General features: G+C 63.2%; 14 protein-coding genes. 4 read left to right on the plus strand and 10 right to left on the minus strand.

Annotated features, from left to right (window positions below):
• The 5 genes from cpaB to F1609_RS25835 form a co-directional block, all read right to left on the minus strand.
• Positions 1-738 (minus strand): Flp pilus assembly protein CpaB (gene cpaB, locus F1609_RS25815; protein ID WP_167079519.1); only part of this gene is annotated, 738 nt, incomplete at its 3' end.
• Positions 735-2,156: a DUF8689 domain-containing protein gene (locus F1609_RS25820; RefSeq protein ID WP_167079520.1), complete on the minus strand. Its 1,422-nt coding sequence runs from the start codon at positions 2,154-2,156 to the stop codon at positions 735-737. The genes F1609_RS25820 and cpaB, both read right to left, overlap by 4 nt.
• Positions 2,157-2,262: 106 nt before the next feature.
• Positions 2,263-2,796, minus strand: a complete 534-nt coding sequence (locus tag F1609_RS25825; protein WP_167079521.1) for an A24 family peptidase — start codon at positions 2,794-2,796, stop codon at positions 2,263-2,265.
• A gap of 91 nt (positions 2,797-2,887) precedes the next feature.
• A complete protein-coding gene (locus tag F1609_RS25830; protein ID WP_167079522.1) occupies positions 2,888-3,064 on the minus strand; it encodes a Flp family type IVb pilin in 177 nt (58 codons plus the stop codon).
• A 362-nt stretch (positions 3,065-3,426) separates the two neighbouring features.
• Positions 3,427-3,603: a Flp family type IVb pilin gene (locus tag F1609_RS25835; RefSeq protein ID WP_167079523.1), complete on the minus strand. Its 177-nt coding sequence runs from the start codon at positions 3,601-3,603 to the stop codon at positions 3,427-3,429.
• Between the two features lie 442 nt (positions 3,604-4,045).
• On the opposite strand from F1609_RS25835, the gene F1609_RS25840 reads away from it, so the two are divergent.
• Positions 4,046-5,086, plus strand: a complete 1,041-nt coding sequence (locus tag F1609_RS25840; protein ID WP_167079524.1) for a GGDEF domain-containing protein — start codon at positions 4,046-4,048, stop codon at positions 5,084-5,086.
• Positions 5,087-5,101: 15 nt separating this feature from the next.
• Here F1609_RS25840 and F1609_RS25845 read toward each other — a convergent pair whose 3' ends face one another.
• Entirely contained in the window at positions 5,102-6,322 is a 1,221-nt protein-coding gene (locus tag F1609_RS25845) for an HD-GYP domain-containing protein (protein ID WP_167079525.1), read from the minus strand.
• Between the two features lie 111 nt (positions 6,323-6,433).
• Between F1609_RS25845 and F1609_RS25850 the strand changes: the two genes are divergently transcribed.
• From F1609_RS25850 to icmF, 3 genes are all read left to right on the plus strand, one after another.
• Positions 6,434-7,366, plus strand: a complete 933-nt coding sequence (locus F1609_RS25850) for a LysR substrate-binding domain-containing protein (protein ID WP_167079526.1) — start codon at positions 6,434-6,436, stop codon at positions 7,364-7,366.
• A gap of 236 nt (positions 7,367-7,602) precedes the next feature.
• On the plus strand, positions 7,603-11,166 hold the full coding sequence (locus F1609_RS25855) for an indolepyruvate ferredoxin oxidoreductase family protein (protein ID WP_167079527.1): 3,564 nt from the start codon (positions 7,603-7,605) through the stop codon (positions 11,164-11,166).
• A 229-nt stretch (positions 11,167-11,395) separates the two neighbouring features.
• Positions 11,396-14,683: a fused isobutyryl-CoA mutase/GTPase IcmF gene (gene icmF / locus F1609_RS25860; RefSeq protein WP_167079528.1), complete on the plus strand. Its 3,288-nt coding sequence runs from the start codon at positions 11,396-11,398 to the stop codon at positions 14,681-14,683.
• A gap of 13 nt (positions 14,684-14,696) precedes the next feature.
• Here icmF and F1609_RS25865 read toward each other — a convergent pair whose 3' ends face one another.
• The 4 genes from F1609_RS25865 to F1609_RS25880 all read right to left on the minus strand — a co-directional run bounded on the left by F1609_RS25865 (position 14,697) and on the right by F1609_RS25880 (position 17,120).
• The gene (locus F1609_RS25865; RefSeq protein ID WP_167079529.1) at positions 14,697-15,236 is read right to left on the minus strand and encodes a hypothetical protein; all 540 of its coding nucleotides are present in this window, start codon (positions 15,234-15,236) and stop codon (positions 14,697-14,699) included.
• Positions 15,237-15,385: 149 nt separating this feature from the next.
• Entirely contained in the window at positions 15,386-16,144 is a 759-nt protein-coding gene (locus tag F1609_RS25870; RefSeq protein WP_167079530.1) for a tRNA(His) guanylyltransferase Thg1 family protein, read from the minus strand.
• Positions 16,134-16,577, minus strand: coding sequence for an AAA family ATPase (locus F1609_RS25875; RefSeq protein ID WP_167079531.1), 444 nt, complete (start codon positions 16,575-16,577; stop codon positions 16,134-16,136). Before F1609_RS25875 ends, F1609_RS25870 begins: the two co-directional genes overlap by 11 nt.
• Complete coding sequence (locus tag F1609_RS25880) at positions 16,578-17,120, minus strand: hypothetical protein (RefSeq protein ID WP_167079532.1); 543 nt, start codon at positions 17,118-17,120, stop codon at positions 16,578-16,580.
• Between the last annotated feature and the right edge of the window lie 119 nt (positions 17,121-17,239).

Here is a 17,239-nt window from a genome sequence, read left to right on the forward strand (position 1 = left end):
CGCGGCGGCTGCGGCGGCGGCCAGTTGGTCCAGCAGGCTGGACTTGGTAGCGCCGGCCGTCTGCGGCGCGCCCGGATCGACCTGGTTGCGCAGCGCCAGCGACAGCGAGCCGACCCCGCGCGCCAGGTCGAGCGCTTCGGCCTGTTCCGGCGTGACTTCGAGCGTGACGGCGTTGACCACTTTCGGCTTGGTTTCGTCGCGCCCCACTTCCTGCGCCACCGCCAGCACCAGGATGCGTTCGAGAACGATCTTGGAAATGTGCAGCCCGTTGCGCCCCTGTTTGGCATGCTCGTCCGGATCGCGCTCGGTGTGCACGATAACGTCGACGTAATTGCCCGGCAGCGCAAAGCCGGCCACGCCGATCACATCGTTGACGCGCACCGTGATGGCGCGCTTGCCTTCGCTGATCAGGGCCGACAAGCCGCCCAGGGTGCCGGGCGGGGCCAGCTTGGCTTCGGTCAGCGGCTCGCCCTTGAGTACGTTGGCCTTGAGCACCCGCTCGCTCAGCTTGAGGCTGTCCTTGAAACTATCCGCGGGCGTGGTGGCGCCCGGCCAGTCGGCCATGCGCAGCATGTCGGGCGAGAGGCGCTGGCCGCGGCTGATGTCGGCGCTGGCGACGGCGATGCGGTTGGAGGCATTGCCCGGCTGGCGCAGCAGCCATAGCGACGCCAAGACGACCGCGCCGATCCCCAGCAGGACCGCCACGCCCATGGTCAGCAATGCGCGTTTGTTTTTCATATGATCCTCTCGTACAGGGTGGTGCCGCTATCGGCGGAAAAAGTGACCGGTGCGGCAGCGGCCGCCGCCGTGCCCTGGCCCAGCGCCATGCTGTGCCAGGCTTGTTCGATGGCAGCCGCGGAGAGGCGCGCCGTGGTGCCGGCGAAGGCGGCAAAATCGTGCAGGCGCCCGAGCAGCTCGGCCGGGTAGCTGGCCAGCAGCGGGCGCCCGCTGCCGTAATGCAGGCGCGTGATCAGGTAGTACAGCACGTCTTCGTCGCAGGCCAGCGCATGCTGGTGGCACTGGCGCCGGAACAAGGCCGCATACGCCGCTTCCGACAGCGGCCCGACCAGGATGTTGTAGCCGATGCGGCGCAGGAACGATTCATCGAGCAAGGCCTGCGGCGCCAGATTGGTGGCCAGCACCACGGTGACATCGAACGGCACCGCGATCTTGTAGCCGCCCTCGATGGTGAGCTGGTCGCAGCCGCTGTCGAGCGGGGCGCTGAAACGGTTGAGCAATTCTTCGGCGGGCAGGCGCTGGCGTCCCAGGTCGTCGATCAGCAGGATGCCGTTGTTGGCCATGAAGTGCGGCGGCGCGCGGTACACGCCGCTGGCATGGTCGAGGCGCAGGTCGAGCATTTCGTAGCCCAGCTCGGCGCCGACCTGGACCAGCGGGCGCCGGCACAGCGTCCAGCGCGCGTCCGGGTTGCGCCGCTCCTCGTTCTGGCGGGCGTGCTGGGGCGGGGCCGGCAGGTGCACGGCGGGATCGTGGAACTGCACGATATGGCCCTCGACCAGGATCGCATGCGGAATGGCCACCAGCCCGGTTTGCAGCTGGCCCAGCTTGCGCGCCAGGGTGGTCTTGCCGCTGCCGGACGGGCCGTGCAGCAACAGCGGGCGGCGCGACTGCAGGGCCGCGCCGAGCAAGTCGCGCACGCCAGGCTCGAGCACGTCGTCGGCAAAGGCGGCGGCCATCTCGGCCATGCCGATGTGCCCGGCCTCGGCCTGCCGGCCCGACTGGCGCTGCGCCAGGTCGCGGTAGGCTTGCAGGGTGACCGGCGCCGGTCCCACGTAGCGGCAGCGCGCCAGGAACTCGGCCGCGCGCTGGCGCCCGCCCTCGGTCAGCTGGTAGTGGACGTCGAGATCGGAGTCGCCGCGCCCCGCCACTTCGGCCAGGTGGTCGGCCTGCATGGCGTCGAGCGCTTCGCGCAGGACCGAGATCGACAGCTTGAGCTTGCCGGTCAGGACGGGCAGGTGGATCTTGCCGATCGAATACATCGCCTTGGCGACCAGTTCGACGATCAGGCTCAGTTCGAGGCCGGTGTCGCGCACGCAGCGCGGCTGCGGCGGCGGGCTGCCGCTGGCGTAGTCGGGAGCGGCGGCGCGCATCCGCAAGCTGCTGTGCGGCAGCGCTCCGGTGGGGGCGGTATAACTCATCTTGGGTTCCTCGCATAAACAGGTGGCGTTTCCTGAAGCCACAATTTATTTTAGTCACCAGCCCCCGCGCCGGTTTGATGCGGCACAAGCTATGGCCGTACGGAAACTAGAGCCAGGGCCGCGCCAGAGTGAAAAACGTGCCGCCGGCAATCGCGACCGCGTATGGCATATTTCCCACACTCGGGGTCGGGAGCGGCTCGGCCACCACCGGCATGCCGCACAGGCGCAGGAACAGGGGACGCAGCAGCGCCATGAGGTTGGCGCCGGTGTCGCGCAGACGCCCGCTGGCGAGGATCATGACCAGCGCCATCAGGCCGCCGGCGCAGAACGCGGCCAGGGCGACCTGCAGGGCCATGGCCGGGCCGGTAAAGGCGCCCACGGTGGCCATCAGCTTGACGTCGCCGGCGGCCATGCCGCGAAGGCAGTACAGGGGCAGGAACAGCAGCAGGCCGCTGGCGAAGCCGGCCAGGCCGGTGTCGAGCAGGGCCAGCGGCCGGCCCGAACACAGGTGCAGGATGGCGGCGCAGGCCAGGCCGGCCGCCAGCAGGCGGTTGGGGATGCGGCGCGACTTCAGGTCGGTGGCGGCGGCGGCCAGCAGCAGGGCGATCAGGAGGCATTCGAGAAAGGTCAGGGCGGGCATGGGCGGCTCACGTAAAAATGCCCCGGGAACAGGGCCCTGTTCCGGGGGCGGGTACGGCGATGAAGGCTGGGGGCGGCAGGTGAAAGAATGATCAGCCTTTCAAATCCGTGACCACGGTGGCGAACAAGGCTTCCAGTTCTGTTCGTACCTCCCTCAGCGACCCGACAATCGCCACAGCGATCAGCGCGGCAATCAGGCCGTACTCGATGGCGGTGGCGCCGGCTTCGTCGTTGATAAAGGCTTGCACTGCGGTGGTGATGGTGCTCATGGTGACCTCCGGTGGGTTAAAGATTGCTAATTTCTGGCGTCTGGTTCGGTGCGCTTGCTGTCTTACCGGGGAAGTACGGGGGTTTTACTCCAAATCTTTCCGCCATTGAGTTCACTATAAAGACCTCACAGATCAGCAAATTGACCGGGAGCAACTTTTTACAAGGAATTATTTTTGATGCGTAAGCGCTTGACGCCGCCCCAACGCAGTCCTGCACGAATACGACCCGGAGTACCTTCTCTGCGCGCCTACCGAGGGGAAATGGCAAGAGGGCCACGAGAATGTAAAAAAGCTCCCGGAACAAGAACTTGTCCCGGGAAGCCTGGGCGTGACGAACGAGGATGGCGGCAAGCGTGCGCGGATTAAGTTTTCAGACCCGCAACAACTGTGGCAAACATCGCTTTCAGTTCAGTCTGAACGTTAGTCAGCGATCCGACAATCGCGACAGCGATCAGCGCGGCGATCAGGCCGTACTCGATGGCGGTGGCGCCGTCTTCGTCGTTGATGAAGGCTTGCACTGCGGTGGTGATGGTGCTCATGGTGATCTCCGGTTAGTTAAAACTGCCAACTTCTGGCACAGGGTGCGGCTGCGCTACTGCCTTACCTTGAGGTACCTTGCTGCTGTACTTCAATTTTTCCGCCATTGAGTTCACTATAAAGATCCAGGGAAACAGCGACTTGACCCAACGCAACTTTCCCAAAGGTACTATTTTTGTTATTATGGAAACGGTCGATATACGACAGGATGGCGAAAAAGTTGCTGTGCGGTGAGCCGCAAGGCGTCACACAACGGTAGAATCGGGTGAACGCGAGCGTTTATGCATGACAATTGCCTAAAAAGCAAAATGGGGTTATCGTGCACGACGTATCCAGGCGCGGCGCCAGCCGAGGGGGTCCGGCGCTCAGGCAGACCAGCTCGCCGTGTCGATGGACATGCCCGCACTACGTGGTAGTTGTTTGATTCACATTTCCGAGAACGACATGGATTCCCTTCTTAAACACATGGTGGACATGACTGGCCACCGCGACCACACGATGCTCGACATCTCGGTGATCTCGGCGGTGCAGGAACTGGCGCGGGCGTCGCAGACGCGCGTGCTGACCATCATGCATGTGCGCGGCCAGCAATACGTGCGCGCGCGCGCCAGCATCTGCGCCGGCGGCGTGGCGCGCATGGAAGAACCTGCCGATGTGAATTCGCCGGGTGAGCCGATCGCCAGCTTTCCGGAACTGGCCGCCTGCATCGCCAACAACGACACCAGCGCCGAGAGCCTGTCGGCCGATGGCAAGCGCACCCTGTGGCTGCCGATCTGGATCGGCGAGAAGGCCGACACCTGCCTCGAAATCATGCACCCGACCCCGTACACGAGCGACACCATCCACGTCATCGGCGGGATTGTCAGCGTGTACCGCAATTTCCAGAACCTGCTCGACTACAGCGAGCGCGACTCGCTCACCGGGCTGCTCAACCGCAAGACCTTCGACGACCAGCTGGCCAAGATGCTGCACGTTACCGCCGAGCAGGAATCGCTGGAACCGGGCCAGGAAGAGCGGCGCCAGCATTCCGATGCCGAAAAGCAGTGGCTGGCGGTGGTCGACGTCGACCATTTCAAGCTGGTCAACGACAAGTTCGGCCACCTGTACGGCGACGAAGTGCTGATCCTGATCGCCAACCTGCTGCAATCGTCATTCCGCTCGCAGGACCGGGTGTTCCGTTTCGGCGGCGAGGAATTCGTGGTGCTGCTGCGCTCGACCACGCTCGACAATGCGGAAAAGATCATCAACCGTTTCCGCACCAATGTCGAATCGCACGACTTCCCGCAGGTGGGACAGGTGACGGTGAGCGTGGGTTTTGTCAGCATCAGCCCGTACGAGTCGCCGGTGATCATTCTCGGGCATGCCGACCAGGCGCTGTATTACGCCAAGAGCCACGGGCGCAACCAGGCCTGCCACTACGACCAGCTGGTCTCGGGCGGCCTGCTGCACGCGGTGGCGTCGAACGATACGGCCGAATTCTTTTAAGCGCGGCGCAGGCTCCTAGCCAACGCTGATGAACTGCATCGGATCCACATTCCACTTCTGCGGCGACTCGGGGCGCACGATCTTGTCGCCGCCGCCAAAACCCACTGGACGCGACAGATCGACGGTTTCCGGCCTGATGTAGACATTGCGCCTGGTATTGAAGAACACATTCACCTTGGGCGCCAGCAAGTTGGTCTCGTGCGGCTCGATCACCACCCCCAGCCGGCCCGATTCGAGCATCACCATGGTGCCGACCGGATAAATCCCGACGCAGCGCATGAATTCCTGCGCATACGTGGGATGAAAATGAAACTTGCTCCACTCGTAGATCTTGCGCAGCGCTTCGGCCGCCGACATGCCCTTGTGATAGCAGCGGTCGGCCGTGATGGCATCGTACACATCGACAATCGCCGCCATCTGCGCCAGCTCGCTGATCGCGCCCTCGCCCTGCTTCTCGGGATAGCCGCTGCCGTCGCGCCGCTCGTGGTGGTGCAGGGTGATGTCGAGCGGAATCGGGCCGATCTCGGGGGACTTGAGCAGGATATCGTAGCCGTCGCGCGGGTGCTTCTTGATGATCGCGAATTCCTCGTCCGTCAGCGGCCCCGGCTTGTTGAGGACATGGTCCGGCACCAGCGCCTTGCCGGTATCGTGCAGCAGGCCGCCCAGGCCGGCCTGGTAAGTGGTCTCGGCATCCATACCGCGCGAGCGGCAAAACGCCACCAGCAAGGTGCACACGCTGACCGAGTGCAAAAAGGTGTAGTCATCCTTGTTCTTGATGCGCAGCATGCCCATCAGCGCGCCAGGGTTGCGCAGGATCGATTCGGTGATGTTTTCCACCATCGGCGACACGCTGTCGAGTTCGATGGCCTTGCCGAGCCGCGCATCCTGCATCACGGTGCGCACCAGGCCGGTGGCCTGCTGGCGGATCACGGCCGCGCGCTTGAGCTCTTCGGCCAGGGTGGTGCGGGTGACGATCACCGGCCGCGCGGCGATTTCCACCAGCGCTTCCTCGGTGTGCTGGCGGGTTTCTTCCAGGGTCGGCGCATGGTCGACATCGAGCCCCTTGCTGCAATCGATGACCACGTCATGGATGCCGGCGTTGACGATCTTGCGGATTTCCTCCTCGCTGGTGAGCAGGAAGCGATTACGCACGAACGGATGCGTCATCCAGTCGCAACTGAGGTCATGAATATACATGCCAGTCTTGAGTTGCGAGGCGTCAATTTTCTTGAGCATGATTCGGTCCGTCTGTGGTGTAATCTCGCGCAATTGCGGCAACCAGTATAACGCCAATATTTCCCTATTGCATCACTGCTTTCCAAAAACAACTCACCGGCCGGGACCATCATGGAATTACGCCAGCTGCGCTATTACGTCGCCATTGTCGACCACGGCTCGCTGTCGCGCGCGGCGCTGGTGCTGCACGTGGCCCAGCCGGCGCTGACCCAGCAGCTGCGCCGGCTCGAAGACGAGCTGGGCGCGCAACTGCTGCACCGCTCGGCCCAGGGCGTGCTGACCACCGACGCCGGCAAGGTGTTTTACGAGCATGCGCAAGCGATTTTGAAGCAGGTCGGCGACGCCCGGTCGGCCGTGATCCAGTCTACCACCAGGCCCTCGGGAAGTGTCACCCTGGGGCTGCCGCACAGCATTTCCGGCGCCCTCGCCCTGCCCTTGTTGATGGCGGCGCGCAACACTTATCCCGAGATCACCCTGCAGCTAACCGAAGAGTTATCCGGCAATTTGAACGAACAGTTAAAGTCGGGCCGGATTAACCTGGCGGTGCTGTTCGACGACGGCCAGCTGGGCGCCTTTGCCAGCAGCGCGCTGGTGGAAGAGGAACTGAGTTTCATCTGCCGCACCGGTTCCGCCTTCAGCCCGCCGGGCGAGACGGTGGCGCTGGCCGACGCGCTGGCCACCACCCTGATTTTGCCGGCCCGGCAGCAAGGCGTGCGACCGCGCATCGACAACGTGGCGCGCGAAGCCGGCCTGCGCCTCTCGAGCGTGATTGAAATTAACTCGATCGCCATTCTCAAGTCGGCGATTCTGGCCGACATGGGCGCCACCATCCTGCCGGTCGCGCCCTTGCTGGCCGACATCGAACGCGGCGCCATGCTGGCGCGCCCGATCCACAGCCCGGCGCTGGCGCGCAAGGTCACCCTGTGCGCCTCGCGCAATATTCCGCTGACCAACGCGGCGGCCGCGGTCAAACGCCTGGTGCATCAGGTGACCGAAGAACTGTGCGCCGGCGGCGCCTGGCCGGGCGCGCAGCTGCCCAAATAACTTGCAGCGGCCGCGAGCCATCACTTTTTCTTATACCCCCATCCGAAAACCGTATTTCCCCTATGGCCGGGAAGCTCATACACTCCACGCCAACGGCGCTCCATACCGGAGAGTCTTGTAGAATCAAGCTGCCTGAATCACGCTGCCTATAAACAGCACCCTACCCCGTCATCTACGCGCCTACCCGGCGCCGTCCTGGCGGGGCAACACCCCGAATACCCTTTTGGAGACACACCATGCCAGATACCACGGCAACGACGCCTGCCAAGCAGGACGTCGCTTCACGCCTGACCACGGTCACCCTCGACGACAAATACACGGCGACCACGGGCAATATTTTCCTGTCCGGTATCCAGGCGCTGGTGCGCCTCCCGATGATGCAGCGCGAACGCGACCAGGCCGCCGGCCTGAACACGGCCGGCTTCATTTCCGGCTACCGCGGCTCGCCCCTGGGCGGCCTCGATGAAAACCTGTGGAAGGCCAAGGCCCACCTCGAAGCCCACCACGTCAAGTTCGTGCCGGGCGTAAACGAAGACCTGGCGGCGACCGCCGTCTGGGGCTCGCAGACGGTCGACCTGATCGGCCCGGCCAAGTACGATGGCGTGTTCGCCATGTGGTACGGCAAAGGCCCGGGCGTGGACCGCTGCGGCGACGTCTTCAAGCACATGAACCACGCCGGCACGTCCAAGCATGGCGGCGTGCTGCTGGTGGCCGGCGACGACCATGGGGCGTACTCCTCGACCCTGCCGCACCAGTCCGACCACATCTTCTCGGCCTGCATGGTGCCGGTGCTGTACCCGTGCAATGTGCAGGAATACCTGGACCTGGGCGTGCACGGCTGGGCCATGTCGCGCTTTTCGGGCTGCACGGTGGCCTTCAAGGCGCTGGCTGATACGGTCGAATCGAGCGCTTCGGTCGACGCCAATCCGTTCCGCGTGCAAGTGAAAATTCCGCAGGATTTCGTGATGCCCGAAGGCGGCCTCAATACGCGCCTGTCGTCCGACCCGCTCGGCCTGCAGGCGCGCAAGCAGGAAGCGCTGATGCAGGACTATAAGATCTACGCGGCGCTGGCGTATGCGCGCGAGAACAAGCTCAATCACACCACCATCGACAGCGCCAACGCCAAACTCGGCATCATCGCCTCCGGCAAGTCCTACCTGGACGTGCTGGAAGCCCTGGAAGAACTGGGCATCGACGAGAAAATGGCGGCCGACGTCGGCCTGCGCCTGTTCAAGGTCGCCATGCCCTGGCCGCTGGAGCCGGACAGCGTGCGCGAATTCGCGCAGGGCCTCGACGAAATCCTGGTGGTCGAAGAAAAGCGCCAGATCGTCGAATACCAGCTCAAGGAGCAGTTGTACAACTGGCGCGACGACGTGCGCCCGAAGGTGATCGGCAAGTTCGACGAAAAAGGCGAATGGGTGGCGCCGCGCGGCGAGTGGCTGCTCACCTCCAAGGCCGACTTCTCGGTCTCGCAAGTGGCGCGTGTGATCGCCTCGCGCATCTCGCGCCTGATTACGGACGCGCGCACCTGCGACTTGATCAAGGCGCGCCTGACCTTCCTGGACGCCAAGGATGCGGTGCTGCGCAAGGCCATCAACACCCCGTTCCGCCCCGCCTTCTACTGCTCCGGATGCCCGCACAACACCTCGACCAAGGTCCCCGACGGCAGCTTCGCGCTGGCCGGCATCGGCTGCCACGTGATGGCCACCGCGATCTATCCGGGCATGAACAAGCTGACCACCCACATGGGCGGCGAAGGCGCGCCGTGGATCGGCCAGCAGGCGTTTTCGGAAGTGCCGCACGTGTTCCAGAACCTGGGCGACGGCACCTATTTCCACTCCGGTTACCTGGCGATCCGCGCGGCGGTGGCGGCCAAGGTCAACATCACCTACAAGATTCTATATAACGACGCGGTGGCGATGACGGGCGGCCAGCCGGTCGACGGCCAGACCTCGGTGCCGATGATCGCCCAGCAGATGGCGGCCGAAGGCATCAAGCGCATCGCGCTGGTGACCGAAGACCTGTCGCGCTACAGCGACCGCTCCTCGCTGCCGGATATCGTGACCCTGCACGACCGCAAGGAGATGGATGCGGTCCAGCGCGAGCTGCGCGACGTCGAAGGCGCGTCGGTGCTGATCTACGACCAGACCTGCGCGGCCGAAAAACGCCGCCGCCGCAAAAAAGGCGAGTTCCCCGACCCGAACAAGCGCATGGTCATCAACGACGCCGTGTGCGAAGGCTGCGGCGACTGCGGCGTGCAGTCGAACTGCGTCTCGATCCTGCCGAAGGAAACCGAATTCGGGCGCAAGCGCACCATCGACCAGTCGTCCTGCAACAAGGACTACTCGTGCGTGAAGGGCTTCTGCCCGAGTTTCGTCACCGTCGAAGGCGGCACGCTGAAAAAAACCAAGACCGGCGTCACCAAAGGCAATGTGGACGATGGTTTCGGACCGCTGCCGGAACCGGTGCTGCCGAATATCGACCAGCCGTACAACATCCTGATCAACGGCATCGGCGGCACCGGCGTGATTACCGTCGGCGCGCTGATGGGCATGGCCGCCCACCTCGAAGGCAAGGGCGCGTCGGTACTGGACATGACCGGCATGTCGCAGAAAAACGGCTCGGTCACCTCGCACGTGAAGGTGGCGCGCTCGCCGGAACACCTGCGCGCGCAGCGCATCGCCACCGGCGAAGCGGACCTGATCCTCGGCTGCGACATGCTCACCGCCGGCGCGCAGGACGCGATTTCGAAGATGCGTCCGGGCCGCACCATGGCCGTGATCAACCTGCACGAGCAGCCGCCAGGCACGTTCGCGCAGCAGGCCGACTGGGAGTATCCGGCCGCAGAAGTGCGCGCGCTGATCATGGAATCGGTGGGTGCGCCTGCCAATGACGCCGCCGACTTCATCGACGCGACCAAGCTGGCGACGGCACTGATGGGCGACTCGATCGCCGCCAACCTGTTCATGATGGGTTACGCATGGCAGAAGGGCCGCATTCCCTTGACCGAAGCGTCGCTGCTGCGCGCCATTGAATTGAACGGCGTGGGCGTGGAACCGAACAAGAAGAGCTTCCTGTGGGGCCGCCGCGCCGCCGTGGATCTGAAGCGCGTGGAAAAGGTGGCAACGCCGACCCAGGCCATCGTGGTGCAGATGCCGCAAAGCCTGGAGAACGTGATCAAGAAGCGGGTCGAGTTCCTGACCGCATACCAGGATGGCGCGTATGCGGCCATCTACGAGCAGCTGGTGGCCACGGTGCGCGCGGCGGAAACGGCGCAGGGACTGGGCAACCGCTTGTCGACGGCCGTGGCCAAGTACTACTTCAAGCTGATGGCGTACAAGGACGAATACGAAGTGGCGCGCCTGTACACCGACGGGCGCTTCGTGGAGCAGCTCAAGTCGCAGTTCGAGGGCGATTTTTCGGTCAAGTTCAACCTGGCGCCGCCGATGTTCGCCAAGAAGGACGCCAAGGGACACCTGGTGAAAGCCGAATTCGGGTCGTGGATGTGGAAGGCGTTTGCGCTGCTGGCCAAGTTCAAGGGCCTGCGCGGCGGGGCGTTCGATGTGTTCGGCCGCACCGAAGAACGCAAGATGGAGCGCGCGCTGATTGTGGAGTATCGCCAGATGATCGAGGGGCTGATCGCTGGCCTCAATGCCGACAATCACGCGACCGCGGTGGAACTGGCCAACCTGCCGGAACAGATTCGCGGGTATGGACATGTGAAGGAAAAGGCCGTGGCGCAGTTCCGCGTGGAGAAGGCGCGGCTGCTGGGGGATGGGGCGCGCCAGCACGCGGCCTGACGTCTTCCCCGCGCAGGCGGGGATCCATAGCACGGCAGCGTAAAGGCGCCGGTGGCAATAAGCGGAAATGTCGCTTCTCACGCTTGCTATGGATCCCCGCCTTCGCGGGGAAGACGGCTCACATGTCGTGGTCTCACTCGTGCTGACGCACGACTGACTGCGCCGACACGTCGCTTGACGTTTACGTAAACGTCATATACCTTACAAGAACGCTATCGCAAGGATCATCATGAACGACCTGACTCCCGCCGCCAAACTGAATCTCCCCGAACAGCCGAAACTGGCCAACAAAGTCCGCTTCGTCACCGCCGCCTCGCTGTTCGACGGCCACGACGCATCGATCAACATCATGCGCCGCATTTTGCAATCGAACGGCGTCGAAGTGGTCCACCTCGGCCACAACCGCTCGGTCGACGAAGTCGTCACCGCGGCCCTGGCCGAAGACGTGCAGGGCATCGCCATCTCCAGCTACCAGGGTGGCCACGTCGAATACTTCAAGTACATGATCGACCTGCTGCGCGAACGCGGCGGCGCCCACATCAAGGTGTTCGGCGGCGGCGGCGGCGTGATCGTCCCCGACGAAATCGCGGACCTGCATGCCTATGGCGTCACCCGCATTTTCAGCCCCGAAGATGGCCAGCGCATGGGCTTGGTGGGCATGATCCAGTCGATGATCCAGACCTGCGACATCGACCTGTCCACCTATTCCCCGACCACCCTGGAACCGCTGCGGCAGGGCGACGTGGCCTCGCGCCACCGCCCGCTGGCGCAGCTGATCACCGCACTCGAAAACGAGAAGGCCACGCCCGAACTGCGCCGTGCCATCGTCGACGCGGCCGAAGGCCTGCACGTGCCGACCCTGGGCATTACCGGCACCGGCGGCGCCGGCAAGTCGTCGCTGACCGATGAACTGATCCGCCGCATCCGCCTCGACCAGAACGACGCCCTGAACATCGCGATCATCTCGATGGACCCGTCGCGCCGCAAGTCCGGCGGTGCGCTGCTGGGCGACCGGATTCGCATGAACGCGATCAATCCATGGAACGGCCAGGCGCGGGTATTCATGCGTTCGCTGGCCACGCGCGAAGCCGGCTCCGAAATCTCGCAGGCGCTGCCCGACGTGATCGCCGCCTGCAAAGTCGCCGGTTTCGACCTGGTGATCGTCGAAACCTCCGGCATCGGCCAGGGCGACGCCGCCATCGTGCCGCACGTGGATGTGTCGATGTACGTGATGACGCCCGAATTCGGCGCCGCCTCGCAGCTCGAAAAAATCGACATGCTGGACTTCGCCGACTTCATCGCGATTAACAAATTCGACCGCAAAGGCTCGCTCGACGCCCTGCGCGACGTCGCCAAGCAGTACCAGCGCAACCGCGAAATGTGGAGCAAGCGCCCGGAAGAAATGCCGGTGTACGGCACCCAGGCATCGCGCTTCAACGACGATGGCGTGACCGCCCTGTACCACGGCCTGCTGCCGAAACTCGGCGAATTCGGCCTGCATATCGCGCCGGGCAAGCTGCCGCAGGCGGACATCCGCCACTCCAGCGGCAAGCACGTGATCGTGCCGCCGGCACGGGCGCGCTACCTGGCCGAAATCGCCGATACGGTGCGCGGCTACCACAAGAATGCGTCGAAACAGGTCAAGCTGGCACGCGAACGCCAGCAACTGACGGAAGCGAAACGCATGCTGGCGCTGGCGTCCAAGACTGCGGACTTCGACGAGCTGATTACCGAGCGCGATAACGCGCTCGACGCCACCGCCAAGAAGCTCCTGGCCATGTGGCCCGAAATGCAGGCCGCGTACGCGGGTGACGATTACGTGGTCAAGATCCGCGACAAGGAAATCCGCACGCGCTTGATTGCCCATACCCTGTCGGGCACCAAGATCCGCAAGGTGGCGCTGCCGCGCTATGAAGACCACGGCGAAGTGCTGCGCTTCCTGATGCTGGAAAACGTGCCGGGTTCATTCCCGTTCACGGCCGGCGTGTTCGCCTTCAAGCGCGAAGGCGAAGACCCGACCCGCATGTTTGCCGGCGAAGGCGACTCGTTCCGCACCAACCGCCGCTTCAAGCTGGTATCGGAAGGCATGGACGCCAAGCGCCTGTCGACCGCGTTCGATTCGGTGACCCTGTACGGCGCCGACCCGGCGCTGCGCCCGGACATTTACGGCAAGGTCGGCAACTCGGGCGTCTCGATCGCCACCCTGGACGACATGAAGGTGCTGTACGACGGCTTTAACCTGTGCAGCCCGAGCACCTCGGTGTCGATGACAATCAACGGCCCGGCGCCGACGATCCTGGCGATGTTCATGAACACCGCCATCGACCAGCAGATCGACAAGTTCGTGGTCGAAAACAAGCGCCAGCCGACCGATGATGAAGCCGCGAAAATCCGCGCCTGGGTGCTGCAGAACGTGCGCGGCACGGTGCAGGCCGACATTTTGAAGGAAGACCAGGGCCAGAATACCTGCATCTTCTCGACCGAGTTTTCGCTGAAGGTCATGGGCGACATCCAGGAGTATTTCGTGCATCACCAGGTGCGCAATTTCTACTCGGTGTCGATCTCGGGCTACCACATCGCCGAAGCGGGCGCGAACCCGATTTCGCAGCTGGCGTTCACGCTCTCGAACGGCTTCACGTTCGTGGAAGCATACCTTGCGCGCGGCATGCACATCGACGATTTTGCGCCGAACCTGTCGTTCTTCTTCAGTAACGGCATGGACCCGGAATACACGGTGCTGGGCCGCGTGGCGCGCCGCCTGTGGGCGGTGGCCATGCGCGACAAGTACGGCGCCAACGACCGCAGCCAGAAGCTCAAGTACCACATCCAGACTTCGGGCCGTTCGCTGCATGCGCAGGAGATCGACTTCAACGATATCCGCACCACCTTGCAGGCACTCATTGCGATCTACGACAACTGCAACTCGCTGCACACGAATGCGTACGACGAGGCGATCACCACGCCGACCGACGAATCGGTGCGGCGCGCGCTGGCGATCCAGTTGATCATCAACCGCGAATGGGGCCTGGCCAAGAACGAGAACCCGAACCAGGGTTCGTTCATCATCGAGGAACTGACCGACCTGGTGGAAGAAGCGGTGCTGCAGGAATTCGAACGCATCGCCGAACGTGGCGGCGTGCTCGGGGCCATGGAAACCGGCTACCAGCGCGGCAAGATCCAGGAAGAGTCGATGCTGTACGAGCACCAGAAGCACGACGGCACCTTGCCGATCATCGGCGTGAACACCTTCCGCAATCCGAAGGCGAACGACACGCCGCAGAAGATCGAACTGGCGCGCTCCACCGACGACGAGAAGCAGTCGCAGTTGACGCGCCTGGACGACTTCCATCGCCGTAACGCCGAGCAGGCGCCGCAGGTGCTAGCGGCATTGCAGCAGGCCGCGATCGACAATGCGAATGTGTTCGAGAAGCTGATGGAAGCGGTGCGGGTTTGCTCGCTGGGGCAGATCACGACGGCGCTGTTCGAGGTCGGTGGGCAGTACCGCCGCAATATGTAAGGCGGACAGGCAGTTAGCGGCGCGGCAGCGAATCGAGGAAAGCGCTGCCGCCTCCTTTCAATCGTGCTTCCGCCTTGCTGACATAGGCCGCTGTCAGCGTATGCCCGGCGGCGGTGCCGATGATGGCGGCGACCAGCCAGATGGCGAAAGCCAGCGATCCTATCAGCAGGCTTTCCTCTACAAAGAACGCGGCGGCCAGCGTTGCGCAACCGAGCGCGATCAAGACATACGAGAGATAGTTAAACCAGCGGGGCCAGCGCCGATGTCGTTCGCACAGGCCAACGGCCAACCTGACCGATTCCTGTAACGCAGCCGCCCCGACGACATGCAACAGGAAGTGGATCGATATCAATGGGTTCCATTTAGGATCGTGCCAGGAAAACTTTTGTGGCTTGCCCATCTGCGCTGGCGCGTTGCATTTGACGCAGCGCGCAGGCAACGATGCCCCGGCGGGAATGACGATCAGTTTGCCATCGCGCCAGCAAGCGCTGGACGGACTGCTGCCGGCACGACCTTGCAGCGGTACAGCGGGGTTGGTCGGCGTCTTTTGCATAGCGGCTTTCAGCGAATGGCTCAAGTCGCAATATTACTGCGGTCATACGACATACGGGCAAAGCAGTAGCGAGTGACCAGAAACCATGTCAACCGGGACGTTGCTTTCGTGTCGATACTGGCAGCGTGACGCACGTGCAGGCCACGAACTCATGCCGGCAGCATGGCGCGCACAAAGTCGGCGTAGGCCTCGCCGGTCGGCAAATCGACGTCGGTCTTGATCGCGCGCTTGCTTGAGACCACTTCCACCTGTTCTTTCGGGTTGTAGCCGCGCTTTTCCTCGTCCACCCAGTACAACCCGGTGCCGCGCAACTGCCACGCCGGCAGCGCGTGGAAATCGATGCCTCGGCTGGCCAGCAGCGCCACCTTGTCCTCGATGCTGCGCCCTTCGATCTGCGCCGCCGCAGCGCCCCCCGCCACGCCCTCTTTGCGCAACATCCAGTAGCAGTGGGCGTTGAGGCCATTGCGGTGCGCGTCCTCGTTACGCCAGCGGAAATAATCGACCACGGTTTTAGGGTCCGGCAGCTCGCAAATGCGGCAATCGAAGGCCGCCAGCTCGCCCAGCATCAGGCTGAATTTGGCCGATGCCTCGCCCGCCAGGATCGACGTGTACTTGCGCAGCTTGCGCCCATACAGATCGATATCCGGATCGAACAGCAGCGAGATTTCGTCGCTTTCGGTGTAGGCGTAGACAACCTTGAAGCCGCAGTTCATCAGGTGGCGCGTGGTGTCTGCCATCAGGTCGCGAAAACGCACGTCGAAGGGCGCCTCGAAACTGACCTTTTCCTTGGTCAGTCTGGTAAAACTGCGGCCGTCGATGCGCGCCACCATGTACACGCCCGGTTCGATGCAGCGGTCGGTCGCGGTTTCGTGGGCGCGCATGATGGCGTCGAGTTCATCAAATTTCATTCCATGCCTTTACGATAAATTGGTTGTCGATGATATCGACATACTGCATCTGGTCGAAGCCTTCCGCCATGGTGGGCAGTTCGATGCGCTTGTGGGTGTCGAAAATGCCCACGTCCGGAATCAGCGCGGCGCCGCTGCGGCTGCGGTTCCAGGCCAGCGAGCGCTCCAGGTCGATGCGGAAATAGACGCACTGAATCCTGAATTTACTGCCCTTGAGGGCATCGATATATTTCGCCCGTACCTCGCGTGTGGGATTGGTGTTGTCGACCACGAAGGGCATGTCAGTGTCGAGGCAGATCTCCAGCAGCTTTTTCTCGCGGTATTTGGTTTTCAGCAGGTCGTTGCTGATGCGCAGGTGCGAATTGAAATAGTGATTTTTGTAAAAAGTCGACTTGCCGCTCGCTTGCAGGCCGACGAAGATAATGGCTTCCACTTATGTCCTTTGTTGTTTCAGTGCGGGGAGCGAATCGAGAAACTCGGGGCCACAGCCTTTCAGGCGGATTTCGTGCTGGTCGATGAACACCGGCCGCAGAATGCGCACGGCGGCGATGCGCAGCAGCAGGCTGACCAGGATCATCACGGTAGATGGCAGCAGCAAGGAGTTACGCGACTCGGCGGTCAGATACAGTCCGGCTAGGCCAAGGAAAAACACGCCGAGCGATGCCAGCGACAGATAAAGGCGATGGCGGCGGTGCTGGTCGCACAGGCCCAGTACCAGGGTCGCCTGCTTGCGCACGAAGAGGCCCACGATCAGATACACCACCATGGGAACCAGCACATACCAGCCGGGATGGTGCCACGTAAAGGTGCGCGGCTTGTCCATCATGGCGGGCGCGTTGCATTTCACGCAGCGCGGCGGCAGGTGTTCTTCGGTGGAGGCGACCAGGATGTCCCCCTCGCGCCGGCAGCGGCCAGTTTCCACGCCGTCGAAGGAGGCAGTGGGTGCGGAATAGGGATTGGGGGAAGTCGGTGTCACTGCGCACTCCGGGGAAAGGATCTCTATTTTTTACTGAAAAATGTCAACCAAACTGCACTAGCGACCAATAGTGCAGACCCAATAGATTGGGCTATGCCGATCCAGAATGAGCGCGGCCC

Source organism: Massilia aquatica, assembly GCF_011682045.1.
Taxonomy (GTDB): domain Bacteria; phylum Pseudomonadota; class Gammaproteobacteria; order Burkholderiales; family Burkholderiaceae_D; genus Telluria_A; species Telluria_A aquatica.

Bases quoted from the DNA above. Each gene is read 5' to 3' on its own strand.
- F1609_RS25865 (WP_167079529.1), bottom strand. From the start codon at position 15,236: ATGCAAAAGACGCCGACCAACCCCGCTGTACCGCTGCAAGGTCGTGCC.
- F1609_RS25855 (WP_167079527.1), top strand. From the start codon at position 7,603: ATGCCAGATACCACGGCAACGACGCCTGCCAAGCAGGACGTCGCTTCA.
- F1609_RS25870 (WP_167079530.1), bottom strand. From the start codon at position 16,144: ATGAAATTTGATGAACTCGACGCCATCATGCGCGCCCACGAAACCGCG.
- F1609_RS25840 (WP_167079524.1), top strand. From the start codon at position 4,046: ATGGATTCCCTTCTTAAACACATGGTGGACATGACTGGCCACCGCGAC.
- F1609_RS25845 (WP_167079525.1), bottom strand. From the start codon at position 6,322: ATGCTCAAGAAAATTGACGCCTCGCAACTCAAGACTGGCATGTATATT.
- F1609_RS25835 (WP_167079523.1), bottom strand. From the start codon at position 3,603: ATGAGCACCATCACCACCGCAGTGCAAGCCTTCATCAACGACGAAGAC.
- F1609_RS25825 (WP_167079521.1), bottom strand. From the start codon at position 2,796: ATGCCCGCCCTGACCTTTCTCGAATGCCTCCTGATCGCCCTGCTGCTG.
- F1609_RS25820 (WP_167079520.1), bottom strand. From the start codon at position 2,156: ATGAGTTATACCGCCCCCACCGGAGCGCTGCCGCACAGCAGCTTGCGG.
- F1609_RS25850 (WP_167079526.1), top strand. From the start codon at position 6,434: ATGGAATTACGCCAGCTGCGCTATTACGTCGCCATTGTCGACCACGGC.
- F1609_RS25830 (WP_167079522.1), bottom strand. From the start codon at position 3,064: ATGAGCACCATCACCACCGCAGTGCAAGCCTTTATCAACGACGAAGCC.
- icmF (WP_167079528.1), top strand. From the start codon at position 11,396: ATGAACGACCTGACTCCCGCCGCCAAACTGAATCTCCCCGAACAGCCG.